This is a genomic window from Serratia sp. CY81684 (genome assembly GCF_052166595.1).
GTDB lineage: Bacteria > Pseudomonadota > Gammaproteobacteria > Enterobacterales > Enterobacteriaceae > Serratia > Serratia nematodiphila.
This window is the reverse complement of the sequence record NZ_JBJNOO010000004.1, coordinates 25,184-49,439: the sequence shown is the minus strand read 5'-3', so window position 1 is coordinate 49,439 and position 24,256 is coordinate 25,184. Positions and strand designations below refer to the sequence as shown.

Below are 24,256 nucleotides of genomic sequence, written 5' to 3'. Positions count from 1 at the left end.
GGCCAGCGTCTGGCGCCGGAATGCTGAGAACGTATGAAGATCCTGACCGGGCGCGTGCTGCAAAACGGCTTGATGGCGGTGTTTTTACTGGCGCTGCTGTTGACCGCAATTCGGCTGTGGCCGCATCCGCCCCTGTGGCAGGGGCTGCCGCAGTCTTCCGTTTATTACGATAGGCACGGCGCGCTGCTGCGCATTACGCTGGCCAACGACGATCGCTACCGGCTGTGGACCCCGCTGGAGCAAGTGTCGCCGCTGGCGGTGCGCGGGTTGTTGCTGCACGAAGATCGCTGGTTCTACTATAACCCCGGCTTTAACCCCGTCAGCCTGGTGCGCGGTTTCTGGCGCAGCTATGTCGCCGGCGGCAAAATGCAGGGCGGTTCGACCATCAGCATGCAGCTGGCGCGCATGCGCTGGCATCTCAATACCCGCACGCCGGGCGGCAAGCTGCTGCAGGTGCTGCGTGCGGTGCAGCTGGAACTGAGCTACTCCAAGCGCGATATCCTGGAAGCCTATCTGAATTACGCGCCCTACGGCCGCAACATTGAAAGCATCGGCGCCGCCAGCCTGATCTATTTCGCCAAGTCGCCGCGGGAGTTGACTCTGCCGGAGGCGCTGACGCTGGCGGTGTTGCCGCAGTCACCCAGCTACCGTCTGGAGCCGAAAACCGGCATGCTCGGCGCCGCATTGACGCAGGCGCGCAACCGTCTGTTCCTGCGCTGGCAACAGGCTTACCCCACCGACGCCAGCCAGCAAACGCTGTTCCGCCTGCCGTTGGCGCTGCGGCAGCCTGAACAAGTGCCTTATATCGCACCGCACTTTATCGAACAGCTGCGCCTGCAGACGCAGCAACTGGTGCAGCGCGATACCCGCGTCGACACCACGCTGGACGCCGGGCTGCAGCGGCTGGTCGAACGACAGGTCAACGCCTTTATCGCCCGCAACCGCAGCCGCGGCATCCAAAACGCCGCGGTGCTGCTGGTGGACAGCCGCGATATGGGGGTGCGCGCGTTGGTGGGTTCGGCGGACTATTACAATCGTCCGATTCAGGGGCAGGTAAACGGCACCAACGCCAAGCGTTCGCCGGGATCGACGCTGAAGCCGTTCATCTACGCGCTGGGCATGGAGCAGGGCGTGCTGCATCCGATGACCATTCTTAAAGACGTGCCTTCGTCGTTCGGCGCCTATGCGCCGGAAAACTTCGATCGGCGCTTTCTCGGCCCGGTGACCGCCACCGACGCGCTGAATTTCAGCCGCAATATTCCGGCGGTGTATGTCGCTTCACAGCTGCGTCAGCCGACCTTTTATCAGTTCTTGCGCCTGACCGGCGTCGCCAATATGGCCAACGAGAGCCACTACGGACTGTCGCTGGTGTTGGGCGGCGGCGAGGTAACGGCGCAGGAATTGGCGAAGCTGTATGCGCTGCTGGCGAATCGCGGCGAGCTGCGGCCGCTTCGCATGCAGCTGAACCAGGCCGAATCGACGCCGGTACGGCTGCTGAGCGAGGAGGCCAGTTTCATCACGCTGGATATGCTGCGCCAGCACCGGCGGCCGGGCGATACGCTGGCGCAGCGTTCTTCGTCGCTGCCGGTGTACTGGAAGACCGGCACCTCATGGGGCTTTCGCGACGCCTGGAGCGTCGGGATTTTCGGCCCTTATGTGCTGGTGGTGTGGGAAGGCAACTTCGACGGGCGCGGCAACAATGCGTTGGTCGGCGCCGAGGCGGCCGCGCCGCTGTTTTTCAATATCATCGACAGCGTCAACGCCAGCTATCCCGCCCTGCGAGAACCGAAGCACCCGTTCCCCAAACGGCTGCGGCGGGTGGACATTTGTCTCGCCAGCGGCGATCTGCCGACGCCGTGGTGCCAGCAAAAGGGCAAGACCTGGTTCATTCCCGGCAAGTCGCCGATCAAGGTCGACAGCGTTTACCGGCCGGTGGTGCTGGATATTCACAGCGGTGAGGTCGTTTGCCCGCCGTATGACGCGGCGCAGACCCGCACCGAAATCTTTGAGTTCTGGCCTTCCGATCTGGCCAACGTGTTCGCTCAGGCCGGGTTGCCGAAGCGGGCGCCGCCGATCAATCGCTGCAAGGACAACGGCATCGCCGTCGGCGGCAGCGCGCCGCGCATCACTTCACCGCTGAAAAACACCACCTATACCCTGCGCCAGTCGCAGCAGGGGCGGGACAAAATCGCCTTCAATGCGGTGACGGACGCCGACAGCAAGACGGTGTACTGGTTCGTCGACGATATCTATCTCGGCAGCAGTGCCAGCAAAAAGCCGATCGACTGGCGGCCTATCGACAACGGGCGCTACCGCATTCGGGCGGTAGACGAGCGCGGCCGCGCCGATACGCGGCTGGTGACCATCGAATGGGTGAACTAGCGTTGCGTCTCATGCCTGTTATACTCGCGCCCGAAACGGTTATTGACCTGGGAACGTGATGTGATTGAGATTTTATATCAGGATGAACACCTGGTGGCGGTGAACAAGCCGTCGGGTTGGTTGGTGCACCGCAGTTGGCTGGATCGTCATGAAACCCGCTTTATGATGCAGACGGTGCGCGATCAGCTCGGGCAGCACGTTTTTACCGTGCACCGTCTCGATCGCCCGACCTCCGGCGTGCTGCTGATGGCGCTGTCCAGCGAGGTGGCGCGCCTGCTGTCGCAGCAGTTCGAACAACATCAGGTGCAGAAAACCTACCATGCGGTGGTGCGGGGTTACGTGCAGGAGGGGGCGACTCTCGATTATCCGCTGACGGCGGAACTGGACAAAATCGCCGATAAACATGCCGATGCCGATAAGGGGCCGCAGCCGGCGGTAACGCACTACCGGCCGTTGGCGCAGGTGGAGATGCCGGTGGCCGTCGGCCGCTACGACAGCGCGCGGTACAGCCTAGTGGAACTGCAGCCGGAAACCGGCCGCAAACATCAGCTGCGGCGCCATATGGCGCATCTTCGCCATCCGATCATCGGCGACAGCAAGCACGGCGATCTGCGGCAGAACCGCGGGATGGCGCAGCATTTCGGTTGCCCGCGCTTGATGCTGCACGCCAGCCACCTGCAGTTGACGCACCCGGTGACCGGCGAACCGCTGCAGGTGACGGCGCGCTGGGACGACGCCTGGCAAGGGGTGATGGCGCAGTTCGGCTGGGCGGGGCTATTCCCTGAACTTGCCGGGGTTGAGTTTAGCGCGGCTAACGGTCAGGATAGCTGACAATTTTTAAAGGTAATGAAGGGAGTAGGAGCCATGGCTCAGGTTGGTATCTTCGTGGGAACGGTCTACGGCAATTCGCTGCTGGTGGCGGAAGAGGCGCAAAACATCCTCAGCGAGCAGGGCCATGAGGTCAAACTGTTCGAAGAGGGCACGCTGGAGGCCTGGCAGTATTATCGTCAGCACTACGCGCTGGTGATCACCTCCACCACCGGGCAGGGCGATCTGCCGGACAGCATCGCGCCGCTGTTCCACGCTATCCGCGATCAGGTTGGCTATCAGCCGGAGCTGCGCTATGGGCTGATCGCCCTCGGCGACAGCAGCTATGACAACTTCTGCGGCGCCGGGCGTGCGTTCGACGCGCTGCTGCAGGAGCAGGGCGCCACCCGCGTTGGCGAAGTGCTGGAGATCGATGCGATGGAACAGCCGGAACCGGAAGTGGCCGCCTGCCCGTGGGTCGAGCAGTGGGGCACTCTGCTGCAATCGTAAAGTAAAAAGGCGCCGCAAAAGGGCGCCTTGGCGATGATGCGGGTCAACCGATCCGCATTATTTGCCGCGGGTGAGTTTTTCCAGATCGGCTTCGATCTCGGCAATCTTGTGCGACACCACGCCTTCGAGATGGCGCAGGTCGTCGAGGATTTTACGCTTCAGATCCACTTCCACCTGATCGCGCTGGCACAGCTGATCCAGCTCGTCGATCACGTAACGCAGGTTCGGGTTGATCTCGTGAATTTCCTTGTAGCCCTGGCCGGCGTTGTCCGCCACTACGGTTTTACGCTGGCGCGGATACTTGAACTTCACGCTCTTGGCGAAGAACTCGCCCTTGTCCTTGCGGAAATAGATCTTGAGGATGTCGTTGTTGGCCTCTTGACGCAGGCTATAGCGATCGACGTCTTCCGGTTGATTGATGCCCAAACTCTTCAAGTTATCGTACATACTGCGCCCTCTTTAGATGTGATCGTTATATTCCACGACTGCGATTATGGCGGAAAGCGAGATCTGCGACTGTGACTGCCAGCGAAACGCAGACAAAAAAATAGCGGGTGAATCACCCGCTATTTCAATTTAGTCGATAGTACGCAATAACTCATTAATGCCGACTTTACCGCGCGTTTTGGCGTCGACCTTCTTGACGATCACCGCGCAGTACAGGCTGTAAGAACCGTCTTTCGACGGCAGGTTGCCGGAAACCACCACCGAACCCGCCGGCACGCGGCCGTAATGGATTTCGCCGGTCTCGCGGTCATAGATGCGGGTGCTTTGGCCGAGGTAGACGCCCATCGAGATCACCGAGCCTTCTTCCACGATCACGCCTTCCACCACTTCGGAACGCGCGCCGATGAAGCAGTTGTCTTCGATGATGGTCGGGTTGGCCTGCAGCGGCTCCAGCACGCCACCGATGCCGACGCCGCCGGACAGGTGAACGTTTTTGCCGATCTGCGCGCAAGAACCGACGGTGGCCCAGGTGTCGACCATGGTGCCTTCGTCGACGTAGGCGCCGATGTTAACGTAAGACGGCATCAGCACGGTGTTGCGCGCGATGAACGCGCCCTGGCGCACGGTGGCCGGCGGCACGACGCGGAAACCTTCCTTCTGGAAGCGCGCTTCGTCGTAGTCGGCGAATTTCATCGGCACTTTGTCGTAGTAGCGGGTTTCCGCGCCGTCCATCACTTTGTTGTCGTTGATGCGGAAAGAGAGCAGCACGGCTTTCTTCAGCCACTGATGGGTGACCCATTGACCGTCAATCTTCTCGGCGACGCGCAGGGCGCCGCTGTCCAGCAGGCCGATCACCTGGTTTACCGCTTCGCGCGTTACGGTGTCTACGTTCGCCGGAGTGATGTCCGCACGGCGTTCGAAGGCGCTTTCAATAACGTTCTGTAATTGCTGCATGCTGTTCTCTTTCCTGATGTTGTCGGTAAAAAGTTACTTGTATCACATTTTATCGTTTGGGGTGAGGGCCTCTGTCAACCGTTGCTCCAACTTTCTGCGCGTTTCTTGGTCGAGCGCGCGCCGCTCGCCGTCGGCCAGGATAAACAAATCCTCGACCCGCTCGCCGATGGTGGAAATGCGCGCGCCGTGCAGCGACAGCCCCAGATCGGCGAACACTTCGCCCACCCGCGCCAGCAGGCCGGGTTGATCGAGCGCGGTCAGCTCCAGGTAGCTGCGGCGATCGGTGTGGGTCGGCAGGAAGGTGACCTCGGTCGGCACGCTGAAGTGGCGCAGCTTGGATGACGGCCGGCGCACGCGCGGCGGCTGGTATTCCCGCTGGGTGATGGCCTGCAACAGCGCCTGGCGGATCGCCGCGTGGCGATCCTGCGCCAGCGGGCTGCCGTCCGGCTCCAGCACGATAAAGGTGTCCATCGCCATACCGTCGCGGTTGGTGAAGATCTGCGCGTCGTGCACGCTCAGGTTGCGGCGATCCATCTCTCCGGCGACGGCGGCGAACAGGTAAGGGCGATCCGGGCTCCAGATGAAGATCTCGGTGCCGCCGCGCGTCGCCTGGCGGCTGACCAGCACCAGCGGCTGGGTGGAGTCGTGGGCCAGCAGGTGGCGGGCATGCCAGGCCAGCTGATTCGGCGAGTGGCGCAGGAAATAGTCGGCGCGGCAGCGGCTCCAGATACGGTGCAGCGCCTCTTCGTCGATGTTGTCCATGCGCAGCAGCGCCAGCGCCTGCAGGCGATGGTGGCGCACGCGTTCGCGCAGGTCCGGGCTGTTTTGCATGCCGCGGCGCAGCTGTTTTTCGGTGGCGAAATACAGCTCGCGCAGCAGGCTCTGCTTCCAGCTGTTCCAGAGGGTTTCGTTGGTGGCGCAGATATCCGCCACCGTCAGGCACACCAGATAGCGCAGGCGGGTTTCGCTCTGCACTTCGCTGCTGAACTGCTGGATCACCGTCGGATCCTGAATATCGCGGCGCTGCGCGGTGACCGACATCAGCAGGTGGCAGCGCACCAGCCAGGCCACCAGTTGGGTTTCTCGCGAGTTGAGGCCGTGCAGTTCGGCGAACTCCACCACGTCTTCCGCGCCGAGGATCGAGTGATCGCCGCCGCGCCCTTTGGCGATATCGTGGAACAAGGCCGCCAGCAGCAGCAGTTCCGGGTGCGGCAGGCGCGGGTACAGCTCCACGCACAGCGGATGGCGCGGCCGGGTTTCAGGCTCGGCGAAGCTCTCCAGCTTCTGTAGCACGCGGATGGTGTGTTCGTCGACGGTATAGGCGTGGAACAGATCGAACTGCATCTGCCCGACGATCTTGCCCCACTGCGGCATATAGGCCCACAGCACGCTGTGACGGTGCATCGGCACCAGCGCGCGCGACACCGCGCCGGGGTGGCGCAGGATGGCCATAAACAGATCGCGCGCTTCCGGGATGGTGCACAGCGGCTGTTTCAGGTGGCGGCGCGCGTGGCGCAGCTGGCGCACGGTGGTGGAATAAATGCCCTTGATCTCGCGGTTGCGCACCATCAGGTAGAACATGCGCATGATGGCTTGCGGCTCGCGGATAAACAGCGTTTCGTCGCGCAGGTCGATCAGATCGCCGCGCAGCTGGAAATCGTCGTTCAGCGGACGCGGCTTTTCGGTGGCGTCCAGCGCCAGGATGGCTTCGTCGAACAGCTGCAGCAGCATGTGGTTCAGCTCGCTGACGCGCCGCGTCATGCGGTAGAAGTCTTTCATCATGCGCTCGACCGGCTCGTTGCCTTCGCCTTCATAGCGCAGCAGCTGCGCCACGCTGAGCTGACGATCGAACAGCAGACGGTTGTCGTAACGCGGCAGCACCAGATGCAGCGCAAAGCGGATGCGCCACAGGAAGCTCTGACATTCGTTCAGCTCGTTGCGCTCGGCCTGGGTGAGGAAACCGAAGCCGACCATTTCGTCCAGCGAGGTGGCGCCGAAGTGGCGACGCGCCACCCACAGCAGCGTGTGGATGTCACGCAGGCCACCGGGGCTGCTTTTGATATCCGGTTCCAGGTTATAGCTGGTGCCGTGGTAGCGCTGATGACGCTCCTGCTGCTCGCTGATCTTGGCGTGGAAGAACTGCGGCGAAGGCCAAAAGCCGTCGCTGAAGATATGCTTTTGCATCTGCAGGAACAGCGCAACGTCGCCGCAGATCATGCGCGATTCGATCAGGTTGGTGGCCACGGTCAGATCCGCCAGCCCTTCCAGCAGACACTCTTCCAGGGTGCGCACGCTGTGGCCCACCTCCAGCTTGAGATCCCACAGCAGGGTGATGAATTCGCCGACCCGCTGCGACTGTTGCTCCGTCAGCCGGCGCTGGCTGAGCACCAGCACGTCGATATCCGACAGCGGATGCAGCTCGCCGCGGCCGTAGCCGCCGACCGCCACCAGCGCGGTTTCCGGGATATCTTCAAAGCCGTAGAACGTCCACAGCCGGCGCAGCAGGCGATCGATGAAGTCGCTGCGCGCCGCCACCAGGCTTTCGGCGCTGGATCCGGCGTCGAACGCCGCCGCCAGCCACAGCTGGAACTGCTCCAGCCGCTGTTTCAGCAGCGGGCAGGTGAGCTCGTCGTCGCCGTAGACGCTGGGAGAGGCGGGCGGCATCGGCACGGCCGGTTGAAGGAGATTGTCAGACATAGTGCGCAGCCCATAAAAAAGGCCGGCATAAGCCGGCCTGGTGACATTCTGCACGCGGCGTGCGCCGCGGTGCTTACATCTCGTGCGTAATGATGTTGGGGATGGTGTCATCCTTGCGCAACGTCATTATCTCGCAGCCGTTATCAGTGACCACAATAGTATGCTCATACTGCGCCGACAAGCTGCGATCTTTGGTTTTTACCGTCCAGCCGTCTTTCATGGTGCGGATGCGGTAGTCGCCGGCGTTGACCATCGGTTCGATGGTGAAGGCCATGCCCGCCTGCAGCACCACGCCGCCGTCGTCCGCGTCATAGTGCAATACCTGCGGCTCTTCATGGAACACTTCGCCGATGCCGTGGCCGCAGTACTCGCGCACCACGGAGAATTTCTCGGCCTCGACGAATTGCTGGATGGCCTTGCCCAGGGTGCGCAGACGGATGCCCGGTTTGACCATCTTCAGCGCCAGATACAGGCTTTCCTGAGTGACGCGGCACAGGCGCTCGCCCAGAATGGTCGGTTTGCCGACGATGAACATCTTCGAGGTGTCGCCGTGGAAACCGTCTTTAATCACGGTCACGTCGATGTTGACGATGTCGCCGTCTTTCAGCGTTTTGTCGTCGCTCGGGATGCCGTGGCACACCACTTCGTTCACCGAGATGCACACGGATTTCGGGAAGCCGTGGTAGCCGAGGCAGGCGGAGATGGCCTGCTGCTCGTTGGTGATGTACTCGTGACAGATACGGTCCAGTTCGCCGGTGGTCACGCCAGGTTTGACGTGCGGCTCGATGATCTCCAGCACTTCGGCGGCCAGGCGGCCGGCCACGCGCATTTTTTGGATGTCATCAGGTGTTTTAATTGAGATTGCCATGAAATTCGTCCGCAGGTGTCGTTATCGTCGACAATAAGAAGCAGTGACTTATGGTATCAGCCCGGCCGGGGGCTGCCAAATTTCATTTCCTGACGCCCGGCGAAACGCAACAAAAGTTGGTGTCGGCGGCGGGTTTATGGTATAAAGCGCGCCGGCGATCCGCGACTTGGTTCTTGTGGCCTGGCGGGAATCGGCCGAAAATACTTTAACTGCACTCATTTTGTGTAAATAACACACACGTATCGGCACATCCGCCGGGGTGCCCTGAGGTGACTTGTCGCCGCCAGGGTCGGCGTTATGGGATACGTGGAGGCATAACCCCAATTAATCTATAGAGGTTTAATCATGGCAACTGTTTCCATGCGCGACATGCTCAAGGCTGGTGTTCACTTTGGTCACCAGACCCGTTACTGGAACCCGAAAATGAAGCCTTTCATCTTCGGCGCTCGTAACAAGGTTCACATCATCAACCTGGAGCAGACCGTACCAATGTTCAACGCCGCTCTGGCTGAACTGACCAAGATCTCTTCCCGTAAAGGCAAGATCCTGTTCGTTGGTACCAAGCGCGCAGCAAGCGAAGCGGTAAAAGACGCTGCTAACAGCTGTGACCAGTTCTTCGTGAACCACCGCTGGTTGGGCGGCATGCTGACTAACTGGAAAACCGTTCGTCAGTCCATCAAACGTTTGAAAGATCTGGAAATCCAGTCTCAAGACGGCACCCTGGACAAGCTGACCAAGAAAGAAGCGCTGATGCGCACTCGTGAACTGGCCAAGCTGGAAAACTCCCTGGGCGGTATCAAAGACATGGGCGGCCTGCCAGACGCACTGTTCGTTATCGATGCCGATCACGAACACATCGCGATCAAAGAAGCCAACAACCTGGGTATCCCGGTATTCTCTATCGTTGATACCAACTCTAACCCAGACGGCGTTGACTTCATCATCCCTGGTAACGACGACGCAATCCGTGCAGTAAACCTGTACCTGACTGCCGTTGCTGCCGCTGTGCGTGAAGGTCGTTCTCAAGATCTGGCCGTTCAGGCGGAAGAAGGCTTCGTAGAAGCTGAATAATAAGGCAAGCTCGTCACTGAGCCCTTATTAACCAGGTATTGACATATGTTGGTTAGGGGGGCCTGTTAAGGCCCCCTTTGCTTATCTGAATGAGAACTGTCTCCACGCGAGATAACCGAGGAAAAAGAAATGGCTGATATTACCGCTGCCCTGGTAAAAGAACTGCGCGAGCGTACCGGCGCTGGCATGATGGATTGCAAGAAGGCGCTGGTTGAATCCAACGGCGACATCGAACTGGCAATCGAAAACATGCGTAAGTCCGGTGCGATCAAAGCCGCTAAAAAAGCAGGCAACGTGGCTGCTGACGGCGTGATCAAAACCAAGATCGAAGGCAACTACGGCATCATTCTGGAAGTTAACTGCCAGACTGACTTCGTAGCAAAAGACGCTGGTTTCCAGGCGTTCGCCGACAAAGTGCTGGATGCCGCTATGGCTGGCAAAATCACTGACGTTGACGTGCTGAAAGCACAGTTCGAAGAAGAGCGCGTAGCGCTGGTGGCAAAAATCGGCGAAAACATCAACATTCGTCGCGTTGCTTCCCTGGAAGGCGAAGTGCTGGGCAGCTACCTGCACGGCGCGCGTATCGGCGTTCTGGTTGCGGCTAAAGGCGCTGATGAAGAGCTGGTTAAGCAAATCGCAATGCACGTTGCGGCGAGCAAGCCAGAGTTCGTGAAGCCAGAAGACGTGTCTGCTGAAGTGGTAGAAAAAGAGTACCAGGTTCAGCTGGACATCGCCATGCAGTCCGGCAAGCCGAAAGAAATCGCAGAGAAAATGGTTGAAGGCCGCATGAAGAAATTCACCGGCGAAGTTTCTCTGACCGGTCAGCCTTTCGTTATGGATCCGAGCAAATCCGTTGCTCAGGTGCTGAAAGAGCACAACGCTGACGTGACCAACTTCATTCGCTTCGAAGTGGGCGAAGGCATCGAGAAAGTCGAAACCGACTTCGCTGCTGAAGTTGCCGCGATGAGCAAACAGTCTTAATGACTGTCGATGGAACCGCCGTCTGGCGGTTCCATACTATCCAGCCAGAATTACACCGGTGGCAAGCCCTGCAGCGTGATACTCACCTCAGGCGCGTTTCATCGGCTGAAATCCCCAATACTAATACTGCTTCTTAGGACAGAACACCATGGCAACCAATGCAAAACCCGTATATCAGCGTATTCTGCTTAAACTGAGTGGCGAAGCCCTGCAAGGTGCAGAAGGTTTTGGTATCGACGCCAGCGTTTTGGATCGCATGGCTCAGGAAGTGAAAGAGCTGGTCGAACTGGGAATTCAGGTCGGTGTAGTTATTGGCGGCGGGAACCTGTTCCGCGGCGCGGGCCTGGCGCAAGCCGGCATGAACCGCGTAGTGGGCGACCACATGGGAATGCTGGCTACCGTGATGAACGGCCTGGCTATGCGTGATGCACTGCACCGTGCCTATGTGAACGCCCGCCTGATGTCGGCGATCCCGCTGAACGGCGTGTGTGACAATTACAGCTGGGCAGAGGCGATCAGCCTGCTGCGCAACAACCGCGTGGTGATCTTCTCCGCCGGTACCGGCAACCCGTTCTTCACCACCGATTCCGCTGCTTGCCTGCGCGGCATCGAGATCGAAGCGGACGTGGTGCTGAAAGCCACCAAAGTGGATGGCGTCTACTCCGCCGATCCGGTGAAAAACCCGGATGCGACGCTGTATGAACAATTAACCTATCAGGACGTGCTGGAGCGCGAGCTGAAAGTGATGGATCTGGCGGCGTTTACGCTGGCTCGCGATCACGGTCTGCCGATCCGCGTGTTCAACATGAACAAGCCTGGCGCGCTGCGCCGCGTGGTGATGGGTGAGAACGAAGGTACGCTGATCAGCAAATAAGGCTGTTCACACCCCTTTTCGGAGCGCGTGACGCCAGGCGCCGCGCGCTCTCCGAGTACGATTACGGGCTATACTTGAGTATCGCCTGCCAAGTAACCAGCTTCCAAGGGTTTGCAACGTGACTAATGAAATCAGAAAAGATGCTGATTCACGCATGGAAAAAAGCGTAGAAGCATTCAAAAACCAAATCAGCAAGATCCGCACCGGCCGCGCTTCGCCAAGCATTCTGGACGGCATCATGGTGGAATACTACGGCGCCGCTACCCCGCTGCGTCAACTGGCCAACGTGACCGTGGAAGACTCCCGCACGCTGAAAATCAACGTGTTCGACCGCAGCCTGAGCCAGGCCGTTGAGAAAGCGATCATGAGCTCCGATCTGGGCCTTAACCCGTCTTCCGCCGGTTCTGACATTCGCGTTCCGCTGCCTCCGCTGACCGAAGAACGCCGTAAGGATCTGATCAAGATCGTACGCGGTGAAGCCGAACAGGGCCGCGTAGCGGTGCGTAACGTGCGTCGCGACGCCAACGACAAGGTCAAGGCGCTGCTGAAAGACAAAGAGATCAGCGAAGACGAAGAACGTCGTTCACAAGACGAGATTCAGAAAATGACCGACGCTTACATCAAGCTGGTCGACGCCGCGTTGGCGGAGAAAGAAAAAGAGCTGATGGATTTCTAATCAGCATCGCGCAGAAAAAAAGCGTCGCCTGGGCGGCGCTTTGTTTTTTGTGGCGCAGATCCCGTTTCATCGTACTGAAAGATCATGGACAAGCGCTGTCCAAGGTTCCACACTGGAGCACCTCCGATCTCATCAGACAGTTATTCAGAGTGAACTCATGAAGCAACTGACCATTCTTGGCTCGACCGGCTCGGTAGGGACCAGCACCCTGGCCGTGGTCAGGGCGAATCCCGAGCGTTTTGCGATCAAAGCGTTGGTGGCCGGCCGCAACGTCGCGGTTATGGCGCAGCAATGCATCGAATTCCGGCCCGCCTTCGCCGCGATGGCGGATGAAAGCGCCGCCCGCGAGCTGCGCGCCATTCTGGCGGAAAACGGCGTCGCTACCGAGGTATTGGCCGGGGAGCAAGCGGCCTGCGAACTGGCGGCTTTGGACGACGTCGATCAAGTGACGGCGGCCATCGTTGGCGCTGCGGGGCTGTTGCCGACGCTGGCGGCGATCCGTGCAGGCAAGCAGGTGCTGCTGGCCAACAAAGAGTCGCTGGTCACCTGCGGCCGCCTGTTTATGGACGCGGTGCGGCAAAGCCAGGCGCAACTCCTGCCGCTCGACAGCGAGCACAACGCGATTTTTCAGAGTTTGCCTGAGAGTATTCAGCGCCAGTTGGGATACTCTTCACTGGACAGTCATGGTGTTTCGCGCATCGTACTTACCGGCTCCGGCGGCCCGTTCCGCACCACGCCGCTGGAACAGTTCGCCGCGATGACGCCGGATCAAGCCTGCGCCCACCCGAACTGGTCGATGGGCCGCAAGATCTCGGTGGACTCCGCCACCATGATGAACAAAGGTCTGGAATACATTGAGGCCCGCTGGCTGTTTAACGCCTCGGCCGAGCAAATGGAAGTGATCCTGCACCCGCAGTCGGTGATTCACTCGATGGTGCGCTATGCCGACGGCAGCGTGCTGGCGCAGCTGGGTACGCCTGATATGCGCACGCCGATCGCCCACGCGATGGCGTATCCGCAGCGCGTGAACTCCGGTGTGCAAGCGCTGGACTTCTGCCGCATCGGTTCGCTGACCTTCGCTGAACCGGAACGCGAACGTTATCCTTGCCTGTATTTGGCGATCGAAGCGTTCGAGGCCGGCCAGGCGGCGACCACCGCGCTGAACGCGGCCAATGAAATCGCCGTGGCGGCATTTTTGCAGCAGCAGATTCGCTTTACCGACATTGCGGCGGTCAATCGCCAGGTGGTGGAGCGTCTCGCGCTGCAGGAACCGACCAGCATCGAAGCGGTCTTAGACATTGACCGCCAGGCGCGCGCCGCCGCCGAGGAACGCGTTCGCGCGTTGTGCGGCTGATCACGGCGATTATCCGATTTTGCTCGTAATTCGCGCGTGCCGCCGCGGGGCCGTTTGTTCATGCCCCGCTGAGGTGGTATAGTCTGCGCCACCTGTCAGCGGTTATACCGTTGAATTATGGCTCGATTGGCGCCTTGTGCGCCAATGGCGACCCGGCTGCGTCGGGTATCGCGAGGGCAGGCTGAAAGCCGTGTCGGGCACACGGCTTTTTTTGCGCGTAAGGGTCTGATGTTCCGGAAAGGCAGTTATATTTCTATTGAGGAAATAAGTACGAGTTATGTCGTCCGCAAACCAACAAGAGGCTAATCCATCTTCCCCGGGGCCGCGCCATGTCGCCATTATCATGGACGGTAACGGACGCTGGGCCAAACGTCAGGGCAAGTTACGTGTCTTCGGTCATAAAGCAGGGGTGAAATCGGTTCGCCGCGCGGTCAGTTTTGCCGCCAGCCACCATTTAGATGCACTCACGCTTTATGCCTTCAGCAGCGAAAACTGGAACCGTCCGGTGCAGGAAGTCTCTGCCCTGATGGAGCTTTTTGTCCGCGCTTTGGATAGTGAAGTAAAAAGCCTGCATAAACATAACGTCAGGCTGCGGGTGATCGGCGATATTAGCCGGTTCAGCGCGCGTTTGCAGGAGCGGATCCGCCGCTCTGAAGCACTGACGGAAAATAACGATGGCCTGACGCTCAATATCGCTGCCAACTACGGCGGCCGTTGGGATATCATTCAGGGAGTAAGGGAACTGGCCGAGCAGGTTCGGGGCGGGGAGTTGCACCCGGATCAGATCAGCGAGGAATTATTGAGCGAACGGGTTTGCATGAGCGACCTGGCGCCGGTGGATCTGGTTATCCGCACCGGTGGCGAGCATCGCATCAGTAACTTCCTGCTGTGGCAAATCGCCTATGCTGAACTTTACTTTACTGATGTGCTCTGGCCTGATTTCGATGAACTTGTCTTTGAAGGTGCGCTGAATGCATTTGCACAACGTGAGCGCCGCTTCGGGGGAACAACACCTATCGGCGCCGATGCGTCCTAGGGAGAACTTTTGCTGAAGTATCGCCTCATAACTGCTCTGATTTTAATCCCGATCGTTATCGCGGCGCTGTTCCTGTTGCCGCCGCTGGCCTTTGCTCTGGTAACGCTCGTCGTGTGCATGTTAGCAGCCTGGGAGTGGGGCCAACTGGCCGGTTTTACCTCCCGTTCGCAGCGCATCTGGCTGGCGATACTGTGCGGTTTTCTGCTGGCGCTGATGATGCTCAGCGTTCCCGCCTACCATCAATCCGTGCCGCAGGTAAGCGGCTCGCTGTGGCTGTCGCTGGCCTGGTGGCTGGCGGCGCTGCTGCTGGTGCTGTTTTACCCCGGCTCGGCCGCCATCTGGCGCAATTCGCGCCCGCTGCGCCTGCTGTTCGGCCTGCTGACCATCGTGCCGTTTTTTTGGGGCATGCTGGCGCTGCGCCAGTTCGGCTATGAGCAAAACCCGTTTACCGGCGCCTGGTGGCTGCTGTACGTGATGCTGCTGGTGTGGGGCGCGGATTCCGGCGCCTATATGTTCGGCAAGCTGTTCGGCAAGCATAAGCTGGCGCCGAAGGTCTCGCCGGGTAAAACCTGGGAAGGGTTGATCGGCGGGCTGCTGACATCGGCGGTTATTTCCTGGCTGTTCGGCCGCTACGCGCCGCTGAACGTGGTGCCGACCACGCTGCTGGCCTGTTCGGTGATCGCCGCGCTGGCTTCGGTGCTGGGCGATTTGACCGAAAGCATGTTCAAACGCGAAGCGGGCATCAAGGACAGCGGTCATTTGATTCCCGGTCACGGCGGCATACTGGATCGTATCGACAGCCTGACCGCGGCGGTGCCGGTGTTTGCCTGCCTGATGCTGTTGGTGTTTTAATCCGTCAATGACGGAAAGTGAGGGATGATGGTCAGCGTGCTTTGGAACCTGGTGGCGTTTCTGATTGCGCTCGGTATTTTGATTACCGTGCACGAGTTCGGACACTTTTGGGTTGCCCGTCGTTGCGGCGTGCGCGTTGAACGCTTCTCCATCGGCTTCGGCCGGGCGCTGTGGCGCCGCACCGATCGCCAGGGCACCGAGTACGTCATCGCTTTGATTCCGCTCGGTGGCTACGTGAAGATGCTGGACGAGCGCGTGGAGTCGGTGGCGCCGGAAATGCGCCATCAGGCCTTCAACAACAAAACCGTCTGGCAGCGCGCGGCCATCATCAGCGCCGGCCCCATCGCCAACTTCCTGTTTGCTATCCTTGCCTATTGGCTGGTGTTCATCATCGGCGTGCCGAGTTTCCGCCCGGTGATCGGCGAAATCGCGCCGCAATCCATCGCCGCCAAGGCCGAAATTTCGTCTGGCATGGAACTAAAGTCGGTTGACGGCATCGAAACGCCTGATTGGGAGTCAGTTCGTCTGGCGCTGGTGGCGAAGATTGGCGATGCGCAAACCGAGGTCGGCGTCGCGCCGTTCGGCTCTTCGCAGGTGGTGACCAAAACCCTGGACTTGCGCCAGTGGAACTTTGAACCGGACAAGCAGGATCCCGTTGTCGCGCTGGGCATTATGCCGCGCGGCCCGCAGATCGAATCCGTGTTGGCGGAAGTGCAGCCTAACTCGGCGGCGCAAAAGGCGGGTTTACAAGCGGGGGACAGGATCGTTAAAGTCGATGGTCAGCCGTTGGGTCGTTGGCAGACGCTGGTGAAGCGTATCCACGATGGCCCGGGGCAACCGCTGGCTTTGGAGATTGAAAGAAACGGCGCCCCCTTGTCTTTGACGCTGATACCGGATAAAAAGCCGGTGGGAAAAGACAAATCGGTGGGGTTTGCAGGCATCATTCCAAAAGTGCTGCCGCTGCCGGACGAGTATAAAACGATTCGCCAGTATGGACCGTTCCCGGCGCTGTATCAGGCCGGCGACAAGACCTGGCAGCTGATGCGGCTGACGGTCAACATGCTGGGCAAATTAATAACCGGTGATGTAAAGCTGAACAACCTGAGTGGCCCGATCTCGATTGCACAGGGAGCTGGGGCGTCAGCCGGAGTCGGGTTCGTGTATTATCTGATGTTCCTGGCGTTGATTAGCGTCAACCTGGGTATCATCAACCTGTTCCCATTACCGGTGTTAGATGGTGGGCATCTCCTCTTCCTGGCGATAGAAAAGCTGAAGGGTGGGCCGGTTTCCGAGCGAGTACAGGACTACAGCTACCGCATAGGTTCGATCGTGCTGGTGTTGTTGATGGGTCTTGCACTTTTCAATGATTTTTCCCGCCTTTAGGGGCGGGGATAGGTTAGGAAGAACGCATAACAACGATGGCGATGAAAAAGTTGCTCATAGCGTCGCTGCTGTTTGGCAGCGCCACCGTATACGGTGCAGACGGGTTCGTAGTGAAAGACATTCATTTCGAAGGCCTGCAGCGAGTCGCCGTCGGTGCGGCGTTACTCAACATGCCGGTTCGCGTCGGCGATACCGTCACTGACGATGACATCAGTAATACCATCCGTGCCTTGTTTGCCACCGGCAACTTCGAGGACGTGCGCGTACTGCGCGATGGTAATACCTTGATCGTGCAGGTGAAGGAACGTCCTACCATCGCCAGCATCACTTTCTCCGGCAACAAGTCGGTGAAGGATGACATGCTCAAGCAGAACCTGGAAGCCTCCGGCGTCCGGGTGGGCGAGGCGCTCGACCGCACCACGATCTCCAGCATTGAAAAAGGGCTGGAAGACTTCTACTACAGCGTCGGTAAATACAGCGCCTCGGTGAAAGCCGTAGTCACGCCGTTGCCGCGCAACCGTGTCGACCTGAAGCTGGTGTTCACGGAAGGGGTCTCCGCCAAGATTCAACAAATCAACATCGTCGGCAACCATGCCTTCACCAACGATGAACTGATCTCACGCTTCCAACTGCGTGACGAAGTGCCATGGTGGAACCTGGTCGGCGATCGCAAATACCAGAAGCAAAAACTGGCGGGCGATCTCGAAACCCTGCGCAGCTTCTATCTGGATCGCGGCTATGCCCGCTTCAACATCGATTCTACCCAGGTGAGCCTGACGCCGGATAAAAAAGGCATCTACATCACCATCAACATCACCGAAGGCGAGCAGTACAAGCTTTCCGATGTTGTCGTGAACGGCAATCTGGCCGGCCACTCGGCGGAAGTCGCTCAGATCACCAAAATCGAGCCAGGCGAGCTGTACAACGGCAGCAAGGTGACCAAAATGGAAGACAACATCAAAACGATGTTGGGCCGTTATGGTTACGCCTACCCGCGCGTCGGCACTCAGCCTGAGATCAACGACGCGGATAAAACCGTCAAACTGCACGTCAACGTTGACGCGGGCAACCGCTTCTACGTGCGTCGCATCAAGTTCGAAGGCAACGACACCAGCAAGGATTCCGTACTGCGTCGCGAAATGCGCCAGATGGAAGGCGCCTGGCTCGGCAACGAGCAGGTCGAGCAGGGCAAAGAGCGTCTGAACCGTCTGGGCTACTTCGAAACGGTTGACGTGGAAACCCAGCGCGTGCCGGGCACCGCCGATCAGGTCGATGTGACCTACAAGGTGAAAGAACGCAACACCGGTACCTTCAACTTCGGCGTCGGTTACGGCACCGAGAGCGGCGTCAGCTTCCAGGCGGGCGTGCAGCAGGATAACTGGTTGGGTACCGGGTACTCGGTCGGCATCAGCGGCACCAAGAACGACTATCAGACCTATACCGAACTGTCGGTCACCAACCCGTACTTCACCGTTGACGGTGTGAGCCTGGGCGGCCGCATCTTCTACAACGACTTTAAGGCGGATGACGCGGATCTGTCGGACTATACCAACAAGAGTTACGGTATCGACGGCACGCTGGGCTTCCCGATCAACGAAAACAACTCGTTGCGTACCGGCCTGGGCTACGTCCACAACGGCCTGTCGAACATGCAGCCGCAGATCGCCATGTGGCGTTACCTCGACTCGATGGGCGTGGATGCGAACAAAACCGACCGCGCCAGCTACTCGACCGACGACTTTACGTTGAACCTGGGCTGGACCTACAACAACCTGGACCGCGGCTACTTCCCGACCTCGGGTAACCGCACCACGTTGAACGGTAAGGTCACCATTCCGGGCTCGGACAACGAATACTACAAGGTGACGCTGGACAGCGTACAGTACGTGCCGATCAACGACGATCGCACCTGGGTGCTGTTGGGCCGTGGCCGTCTGGGTTACGCGGATGGGTTGGGCGGCAAGGAAATGCCGTTCTACGAGAACTTCTACGCCGGTGGTTCGAGCACCGTGCGCGGCTTCCAGTCCAACACCATTGGTCCGAAGGCGGTGTACTACAACTCCAACTCGTACCAGTGTCAGTTCAACGCCGGCAGCACGACCTCGCGTCAGAGCATTTGTAGCTCGGATGACGCGGTGGGCGGTAACGCCATGGCGGTCGCCAGCCTGGAGCTGATCACCCCGACGCCGTTCATCAGCGAGAAATACGCCAACTCGGTGCGGACCTCGCTGTTCATCGATGCCGGTACCGTGTGGGATACCAAGTGGAAGAATACCGACGAAACGCTGATGTACGGCGTGCCGGACTACAGCAAGGCCAGCAATATTCGTTCTTCCGCCGGTATCGCGCTGCAGTGGATGTCGCCATTGGGGCCATTGGTGTTCTCTTACGCCAACCCGATCAAGAAATACGAAGGCGACAAGTCCGAACAGTTCCAGTTTAACATCGGTAAGACCTGGTAACGGGTCTCGCCTCTGGGCATAACAGTTATTAAGAATCGCAATGGCCAGGCGCCCGCCGGCAGAGGGAGATGATTCTCATTGTTTGGTGGGACAAGTCTGGCAAATTGTGTACTTCAGTGTCATATGACACAAATGGGTGATGGTAAGGAGTTTATAGTGAAAAAGTGGTTGTGTGCCGCAGGCCTCGGTTTAGCAATGGCTGCTTCAGCTGGCGTTCAGGCAGCAGATAAGATCGCTGTCGTTAACGTCTCCAGCATTTTCCAACAGCTGCCGGCCCGCGAAGCGGTCGCTAAACAGCTGGAAAACGAGTTTAAAGGCCGTGCAAGCGAACTCCAGAACATGGAACGTAGCCTGCAGACCAAAATGCAACGTCTGCAGCGTGACGGCGCTACCATGAAAGCCAGCGACCGCAGCAAGTTGGAAAAAGACGTGATGGCGCAACGCGAGCAGTTCTCTCAGAAAGCCCAGGCCTTCGAGCAGGACAACCGCCGTCGCCAGATGGAAGAACGTAACAAGATCCTGAGCCGTATTCAGGACGCGGTGAAATCTGTCGCCAGCAAAGGCGGTTATGACGTGGTGATCGACGCCAACGCCGTTGCCTATGCAGACTCTTCCAAAGATATCACTGCTGACGTGCTGAAACAGGTTAAATAACACATGCTTTCAATTCGACTGGCTGATTTAGCGCAGCAGTTGGATGCACAATTGCACGGTGATGGCGATCTCGTCATCACCGGCATTGCTTCTATGCATTCGGCACAGCCTGGCCAAATCACGTTTTTGTCAAACAGCCGCTATCAAGAGCAGCTGTCTTCCTGCCAGGCAAGCGCCGTGGTGCTTACCGAAGCGGATTTACCACACTGCCGTGCTGCGGCGCTGGTGGTTAAAAACCCTTATCTGACCTACGCGCGCATGGCGCAACTGATGGACACTACGCCGGCACCAGCGCAGGATATCGCGCCAAGCGCGGTGATCTCGCCTGAAGCGCAGCTGGGGCAGAACGTCGCCATTGGGGCGAACGCGGTGATTGAGTCGGGTGCGGTGCTTGGCGATAACGTGGTTATCGGCCCGGGCTGCTTCATCGGCAAACACGCACGCATCGGCGCGGGAACGCGTCTGTGGGCGAATGTCACAATTTATCATGCGGTTGAAATCGGCCAGCGCTGCCTGATCCAGTCCGGCACCGTGATTGGCGCGGACGGTTTCGGCTATGCGAACGAGCGCGGCGAGTGGATCAAAATCCCTCAGTTGGGCACGGTGATTATCGGCGATCGCGTCGAAATCGGCGCTTGCACCACCATTGACCGCGGCGCTTTGGATAACACCCAAATCGGGAATGGTGTTATCATCGACAACCAATGTCAGATTGCACATAACGTCGTGATTGGCGACAATACCGCCGTCGCCGGCGGTGTGATCATGGCCGGCAGCCTGAAAATCGGCCGCTACTGCCAGATCGGCGGTGCCAGCGTGATCAACGGTCACATGGAGATCGCCGACAAGGTTGTTGTTACCGGAATGGGAATGGTTATGCGACCAATCACCGAACCTGGGGTATACTCTTCGGGCATTCCGTTGCAGCCTAACAAGGTTTGGCGTAAAACCGCTGCGTTGGTGATGAATATCGATGAGATCAGCAAACGCTTGAAAGCTGTCGAACGTAAAGTCGGAAAAGACTAATCATTGCCGCCCGCCCTGGCGGGTACAAAACGAAACGCGTTGGTCGTGAGACCAAAAGCGCAAAGAGATGTTAATTTGCGGCCTGCATGATGATCTCCTTTTGGGGTCAGCGCAGGCCGTGTTGTTGATGCCATCAGTTTTTAGAGACAGGAAGAGTATTTTGACTACTGACACTCATACTCTGGATATTGCAGAAATTTTGGATCTGCTTCCTCACCGTTACCCGTTCTTGCTGGTCGACCGCGTCCTCGAGTTTGAAGAGCACAAATATCTGCGTGCGGTGAAAAACGTATCGGTGAATGAACCGTTTTTCCAGGGCCATTTCCCTGGCAAACCGATTTTCCCAGGCGTATTGATCCTGGAAGCCATGGCGCAGGCCACCGGTATCCTGGCGTTTAAAAGCGTCGGCAAACTGGAGCCGGGCGAGCTGTATTACTTCGCCGGTATCGACGAAGCACGCTTCAAGCGCCCTGTGGTGCCAGGCGATCAGATGGTCATGGAAGTCACCTTCGAGAAAACTCGCCGCGGTCTGACTCGCTTCAAAGGCGTGGCGACCGTTGACGGTAAAATTGTCTGCGAAGCAACCATGATGTGTGCCCGCAGCCGGGAGGCTTAATCCGTGATTGACCAAACCGCCTTTATCCATCCTAGCGCGATAGTCGAAGAAGGCGCCGTGATCGGCGCCAACGTGCATATCGGCCCTTTCTGCTACGTCGGCTCTCAGGTGGAAATCGGCGCCGGCACGGTGCTGAAATCCCACGTGGTGGTGAACGGCATTACCAAGATTGGCTGCGATAATCAGATTTATCAGTTCGCCTCTATCGGCGAAGTGAATCAGGATCTGAAATACGCGGGCGAACCGACGCGCGTTGAAGTGGGCGATCGCAACCGCATCCGCGAAAGCGTGACCATTCATCGCGGCACCGCGCAGGGTACCGGCCTGACTAAAGTGGGCAACGACAACCTGCTGATGGTCAACGTGCACGTCGCCCACGATTGCGTGGTCGGCAATGCTTGCGTGCTGGCCAACAACGCCACGCTGGCGGGGCATGTGGAAATCGACGATCACGCCATCATCGGCGGCATGACGGCGATCCACCAGTTCTGCATTATCGGCGCGCATGTGATGGTAGGCGGTTGTTCCGGTGTCGCTCAGGACGTGCCTCCTTTCGTCATCGCTCAGGGCAACCACGCTACGCCGTTCGGCGTCAACGCGGTCGGCCTGAAGCGCCGCGGTTTTGACAAGGATGAAATGCAGGCAATCCGCAACGCCTACAAAATCCTGTATCGCAGCGAGAAAACGCTGGATGAAGCGAAAGCGGAAATCGAAGCCCTGGCCAAAGAACAGCCGGTGGTGCAGCAATACCTCGATTTCTTCACCCGTTCCACCCGTGGCATCATTCGCTGAGTTATGTCGAATCGTCCATTGACTATCGGACTGGTCGCCGGAGAAACCTCCGGTGACATTCTCGGCGCCGGCTTGATCCGTGCGCTCAAGGCGCAGATCCCCGACGCGCGTTTCGTAGGCGTCGCCGGCCCGCTGATGCAGGCCGAAGGCTGCGAAGCCTGGTACGAAATGGAAGAGCTGGCGGTCATGGGCGTGGTGGAAGTGCTCGAGCGTTTGCCACGCCTGTTGAAGATCCGCAAGGATCTTACCCGCCGCTTCGGTGAGCTGCGGCCGGACGTGTTTGTCGGCATCGACGCGCCGGACTTCAACATCACGCTGGAAGGCCGCCTCAAGCAGCGCGGCATTCGCACCATCCACTACGTCAGCCCTTCCGTGTGGGCCTGGCGGCAAAAGCGCGTTTTCAAAATAGGCAAAGCCACCGATTTGGTGCTGGCCTTTCTCCCTTTCGAAAAAGCGTTTTACGATCGTTTCAACGTGCCTTGCCGGTTTATTGGCCACACCATGGCGGACGCCATGCCGTTGCAGCCCGACCGGCTGGCGGCGCGCGCTCAGCTTGGCATCGCTCCGCAGGCGCGCTGTCTGGCCTTGCTGCCGGGCAGCCGCGGCGCCGAAGTCGAGATGCTGAGCGCCGATTTCCTCAAAACCGCGCAGCTGCTGCGCACCCGTTATCCCGAGCTGGAAGTGGTGGTGCCGCTGGTCAACGCCAAACGGCGCGAGCAGTTTGAGCGCATCAAGGCCGAGGTTGCACCGGATTTGACCGTACACCTGCTGAACGGGCAGGGGCGCGAAGCGATGATCGCCAGCGACGCGGCGCTGCTGGCATCCGGTACGGCGGCGCTGGAGTGCATGCTGGCCAAGTGCCCGATGGTGGTGGGCTATCGCATGAAGCCGTTCACTTTCTGGCTGGCGCAGAAGCTGGTAAAAACGCCTTACGTTTCGCTGCCGAATCTGCTGGCGGGGCGGGAGATCGTCACCGAACTGCTGCAGCATGACTGCGTGCCGGACAAACTGGCCGCCGCCGTGATGCCGCTGCTGGAAGAGAGCCCGGAAACCGACGCGCTGAAACAGACTTTCCTTACCTTGCACCAAAGCATCCGTTGCGGTGCGGACGAACAGGCCGCTCAGGCTGTGTGGGAGCTGGCGAAAGCATGATTGAACCCTTTATCTATCCCGCTGCCACACTGATTGCCGGTGTGGACGAAGTGGGCCGCGGCCCGTTGGTCGGCGCGGTGGTCACCGCCGCCGTGATCCTCGATCCGGCGCAGCCGATCGTCGGTCTGGCGGACTCCAAGAAACTCAGTGAAAAACGCCGCCTGGCGCTGTATGACGAAATCGTCGCCAAGGCGCTCTCCTGGAGCCTGGGGCGCGCCGAACCGGCGGAAATCGACCAACTGAACATTTTGCACGCCACCATGTTGGCGATGCAGCGCGCGGTGGCCGGGTTGCATATCGCGCCGGACATGGTTTTAATCGACGGTAACCGTTGCCCGAGCTTGCCGATGCGTTCGCAGGCGGTGGTGAAGGGCGACAGCCGCGTGGCGGAGATCAGCGCTGCGTCCATTCTGGCGAAGGTCACGCGCGATCGCGAAATGGCCGAGCTGGACAGCGAGTACCCGGACTACGGTTTCGCGCAGCATAAAGGCTACCCGACCGCCTTCCACCTGGAGCGGCTGGCCGCGCTGGGCGCCACCGAGCATCATCGCCGCAGTTTCGCGCCGGTGAAAAGAGCGCTGGCGCTGTAGTCTGCGAGCCTGACCGGCTCGACGATAGCATTAACCCGGGCTCAGCCTGCTGAGCCCCTTCAATCAGGTATC

Annotated in this window: 22 protein-coding genes; 18 read left to right on the top strand and 4 right to left on the bottom strand. The window is 59.2% G+C overall.

Annotated elements, in window-relative coordinates; translation table 11 throughout:
• Positions 1–33: 33 nt before the first annotated feature.
• From pbpC to ACJ8QF_RS15290, 3 genes are read left to right on the top strand one after another with little or no spacing between them, the layout of a single operon-like run.
• Positions 34–2,382, top strand: coding sequence for a penicillin-binding protein 1C (pbpC, locus tag ACJ8QF_RS15300; RefSeq protein WP_442537663.1), 2,349 nt, complete (start codon positions 34–36; stop codon positions 2,380–2,382).
• A 60-nt stretch (positions 2,383–2,442) separates the two neighbouring features.
• On the top strand, positions 2,443–3,213 hold the full coding sequence (gene truC / locus ACJ8QF_RS15295; RefSeq protein ID WP_350983246.1) for a tRNA pseudouridine(65) synthase TruC: 771 nt from the start codon (positions 2,443–2,445) through the stop codon (positions 3,211–3,213).
• 33 nt (positions 3,214–3,246) lie between these two features.
• On the top strand, positions 3,247–3,699 hold the full coding sequence (locus ACJ8QF_RS15290) for a flavodoxin (RefSeq protein WP_016929894.1): 453 nt from the start codon (positions 3,247–3,249) through the stop codon (positions 3,697–3,699).
• 57 nt (positions 3,700–3,756) lie between these two features.
• Here ACJ8QF_RS15290 and ACJ8QF_RS15285 read toward each other — a convergent pair whose 3' ends face one another.
• The 4 genes from ACJ8QF_RS15285 to map all read right to left on the bottom strand — a co-directional run bounded on the left by ACJ8QF_RS15285 (position 3,757) and on the right by map (position 8,665).
• Complete coding sequence (locus tag ACJ8QF_RS15285; protein ID WP_004931929.1) at positions 3,757–4,146, bottom strand: DUF3461 family protein; 390 nt, start codon at positions 4,144–4,146, stop codon at positions 3,757–3,759.
• Positions 4,147–4,275: 129 nt separating this feature from the next.
• A complete protein-coding gene (gene dapD, locus ACJ8QF_RS15280) occupies positions 4,276–5,100 on the bottom strand; it encodes a 2,3,4,5-tetrahydropyridine-2,6-dicarboxylate N-succinyltransferase (protein WP_004931932.1) in 825 nt (274 codons plus the stop codon).
• 42 nt (positions 5,101–5,142) lie between these two features.
• Positions 5,143–7,797: a bifunctional uridylyltransferase/uridylyl-removing protein GlnD gene (glnD, locus tag ACJ8QF_RS15275; RefSeq protein WP_004931933.1), complete on the bottom strand. Its 2,655-nt coding sequence runs from the start codon at positions 7,795–7,797 to the stop codon at positions 5,143–5,145.
• A gap of 73 nt (positions 7,798–7,870) precedes the next feature.
• Positions 7,871–8,665, bottom strand: a complete 795-nt coding sequence (gene map, locus ACJ8QF_RS15270) for a type I methionyl aminopeptidase (protein ID WP_004931936.1) — start codon at positions 8,663–8,665, stop codon at positions 7,871–7,873.
• Positions 8,666–9,010: 345 nt separating this feature from the next.
• On the opposite strand from map, the gene rpsB reads away from it, so the two are divergent.
• The 15 genes from rpsB (at position 9,011) to rnhB (ending at position 24,184) form a co-directional block, all read left to right on the top strand.
• Entirely contained in the window at positions 9,011–9,736 is a 726-nt protein-coding gene (gene rpsB, locus ACJ8QF_RS15265) for a 30S ribosomal protein S2 (RefSeq protein ID WP_004931937.1), read from the top strand.
• Positions 9,737–9,865: 129 nt separating this feature from the next.
• Positions 9,866–10,717 (top strand): translation elongation factor Ts, encoded by an 852-nt coding sequence (gene tsf / locus ACJ8QF_RS15260; protein WP_004931939.1) that lies wholly within the window; start codon positions 9,866–9,868, stop codon positions 10,715–10,717.
• A gap of 148 nt (positions 10,718–10,865) precedes the next feature.
• The gene (gene pyrH, locus ACJ8QF_RS15255) at positions 10,866–11,591 is read left to right on the top strand and encodes a UMP kinase (protein ID WP_004931940.1); all 726 of its coding nucleotides are present in this window, start codon (positions 10,866–10,868) and stop codon (positions 11,589–11,591) included.
• Between the two features lie 118 nt (positions 11,592–11,709).
• A complete protein-coding gene (frr, locus tag ACJ8QF_RS15250) occupies positions 11,710–12,267 on the top strand; it encodes a ribosome recycling factor (protein WP_004931943.1) in 558 nt (185 codons plus the stop codon).
• Positions 12,268–12,424: 157 nt separating this feature from the next.
• On the top strand, positions 12,425–13,621 hold the full coding sequence (gene ispC, locus ACJ8QF_RS15245) for a 1-deoxy-D-xylulose-5-phosphate reductoisomerase (RefSeq protein ID WP_004931944.1): 1,197 nt from the start codon (positions 12,425–12,427) through the stop codon (positions 13,619–13,621).
• 277 nt (positions 13,622–13,898) lie between these two features.
• Positions 13,899–14,657 (top strand): (2E,6E)-farnesyl-diphosphate-specific ditrans,polycis-undecaprenyl-diphosphate synthase, encoded by a 759-nt coding sequence (ispU, locus tag ACJ8QF_RS15240; RefSeq protein WP_004931947.1) that lies wholly within the window; start codon positions 13,899–13,901, stop codon positions 14,655–14,657.
• Between the two features lie 9 nt (positions 14,658–14,666).
• Positions 14,667–15,509: a phosphatidate cytidylyltransferase gene (gene cdsA, locus ACJ8QF_RS15235; RefSeq protein WP_004931949.1), complete on the top strand. Its 843-nt coding sequence runs from the start codon at positions 14,667–14,669 to the stop codon at positions 15,507–15,509.
• 27 nt (positions 15,510–15,536) lie between these two features.
• A complete protein-coding gene (gene rseP, locus ACJ8QF_RS15230; RefSeq protein WP_442537735.1) occupies positions 15,537–16,892 on the top strand; it encodes a sigma E protease regulator RseP in 1,356 nt (451 codons plus the stop codon).
• A 35-nt stretch (positions 16,893–16,927) separates the two neighbouring features.
• Positions 16,928–19,354, top strand: coding sequence for an outer membrane protein assembly factor BamA (bamA, locus tag ACJ8QF_RS15225; protein ID WP_004931955.1), 2,427 nt, complete (start codon positions 16,928–16,930; stop codon positions 19,352–19,354).
• Between the two features lie 156 nt (positions 19,355–19,510).
• Entirely contained in the window at positions 19,511–20,008 is a 498-nt protein-coding gene (gene skp / locus ACJ8QF_RS15220; protein ID WP_004931958.1) for a molecular chaperone Skp, read from the top strand.
• 3 nt (positions 20,009–20,011) lie between these two features.
• On the top strand, positions 20,012–21,034 hold the full coding sequence (lpxD, locus tag ACJ8QF_RS15215; RefSeq protein WP_004931959.1) for a UDP-3-O-(3-hydroxymyristoyl)glucosamine N-acyltransferase: 1,023 nt from the start codon (positions 20,012–20,014) through the stop codon (positions 21,032–21,034).
• A gap of 160 nt (positions 21,035–21,194) precedes the next feature.
• Positions 21,195–21,650, top strand: coding sequence for a 3-hydroxyacyl-ACP dehydratase FabZ (gene fabZ / locus ACJ8QF_RS15210; RefSeq protein WP_004931962.1), 456 nt, complete (start codon positions 21,195–21,197; stop codon positions 21,648–21,650).
• A 3-nt stretch (positions 21,651–21,653) separates the two neighbouring features.
• On the top strand, positions 21,654–22,442 hold the full coding sequence (gene lpxA / locus ACJ8QF_RS15205; protein ID WP_004931964.1) for an acyl-ACP--UDP-N-acetylglucosamine O-acyltransferase: 789 nt from the start codon (positions 21,654–21,656) through the stop codon (positions 22,440–22,442).
• Between the two features lie 3 nt (positions 22,443–22,445).
• Complete coding sequence (gene lpxB, locus ACJ8QF_RS15200) at positions 22,446–23,594, top strand: lipid-A-disaccharide synthase (protein WP_442537662.1); 1,149 nt, start codon at positions 22,446–22,448, stop codon at positions 23,592–23,594.
• Positions 23,591–24,184: a ribonuclease HII gene (gene rnhB / locus ACJ8QF_RS15195; RefSeq protein WP_015378890.1), complete on the top strand. Its 594-nt coding sequence runs from the start codon at positions 23,591–23,593 to the stop codon at positions 24,182–24,184. The genes lpxB and rnhB overlap by 4 nt, the downstream gene beginning before the upstream one ends.
• The last annotated feature ends 72 nt before the right edge of the window (positions 24,185–24,256 follow it).

Coding starts and splice junctions, on each gene's coding strand:
- pbpC (WP_442537663.1), top strand. CDS start 34: ATGAAGATCCTGACCGGGCGCGTGCTGCAAAACGGCTTGATGGCGGTG.
- ACJ8QF_RS15290 (WP_016929894.1), top strand. CDS start 3,247: ATGGCTCAGGTTGGTATCTTCGTGGGAACGGTCTACGGCAATTCGCTG.
- ACJ8QF_RS15285 (WP_004931929.1), bottom strand. CDS start 4,146: ATGTACGATAACTTGAAGAGTTTGGGCATCAATCAACCGGAAGACGTC.
- dapD (WP_004931932.1), bottom strand. CDS start 5,100: ATGCAGCAATTACAGAACGTTATTGAAAGCGCCTTCGAACGCCGTGCG.
- glnD (WP_004931933.1), bottom strand. CDS start 7,797: ATGTCTGACAATCTCCTTCAACCGGCCGTGCCGATGCCGCCCGCCTCT.
- map (WP_004931936.1), bottom strand. CDS start 8,665: ATGGCAATCTCAATTAAAACACCTGATGACATCCAAAAAATGCGCGTG.
- rpsB (WP_004931937.1), top strand. CDS start 9,011: ATGGCAACTGTTTCCATGCGCGACATGCTCAAGGCTGGTGTTCACTTT.
- tsf (WP_004931939.1), top strand. CDS start 9,866: ATGGCTGATATTACCGCTGCCCTGGTAAAAGAACTGCGCGAGCGTACC.
- pyrH (WP_004931940.1), top strand. CDS start 10,866: ATGGCAACCAATGCAAAACCCGTATATCAGCGTATTCTGCTTAAACTG.
- ispC (WP_004931944.1), top strand. CDS start 12,425: ATGAAGCAACTGACCATTCTTGGCTCGACCGGCTCGGTAGGGACCAGC.
- ispU (WP_004931947.1), top strand. CDS start 13,899: ATGTCGTCCGCAAACCAACAAGAGGCTAATCCATCTTCCCCGGGGCCG.
- rseP (WP_442537735.1), top strand. CDS start 15,537: ATGGTCAGCGTGCTTTGGAACCTGGTGGCGTTTCTGATTGCGCTCGGT.
- bamA (WP_004931955.1), top strand. CDS start 16,928: ATGGCGATGAAAAAGTTGCTCATAGCGTCGCTGCTGTTTGGCAGCGCC.
- lpxD (WP_004931959.1), top strand. CDS start 20,012: ATGCTTTCAATTCGACTGGCTGATTTAGCGCAGCAGTTGGATGCACAA.
- lpxB (WP_442537662.1), top strand. CDS start 22,446: ATGTCGAATCGTCCATTGACTATCGGACTGGTCGCCGGAGAAACCTCC.
- rnhB (WP_015378890.1), top strand. CDS start 23,591: ATGATTGAACCCTTTATCTATCCCGCTGCCACACTGATTGCCGGTGTG.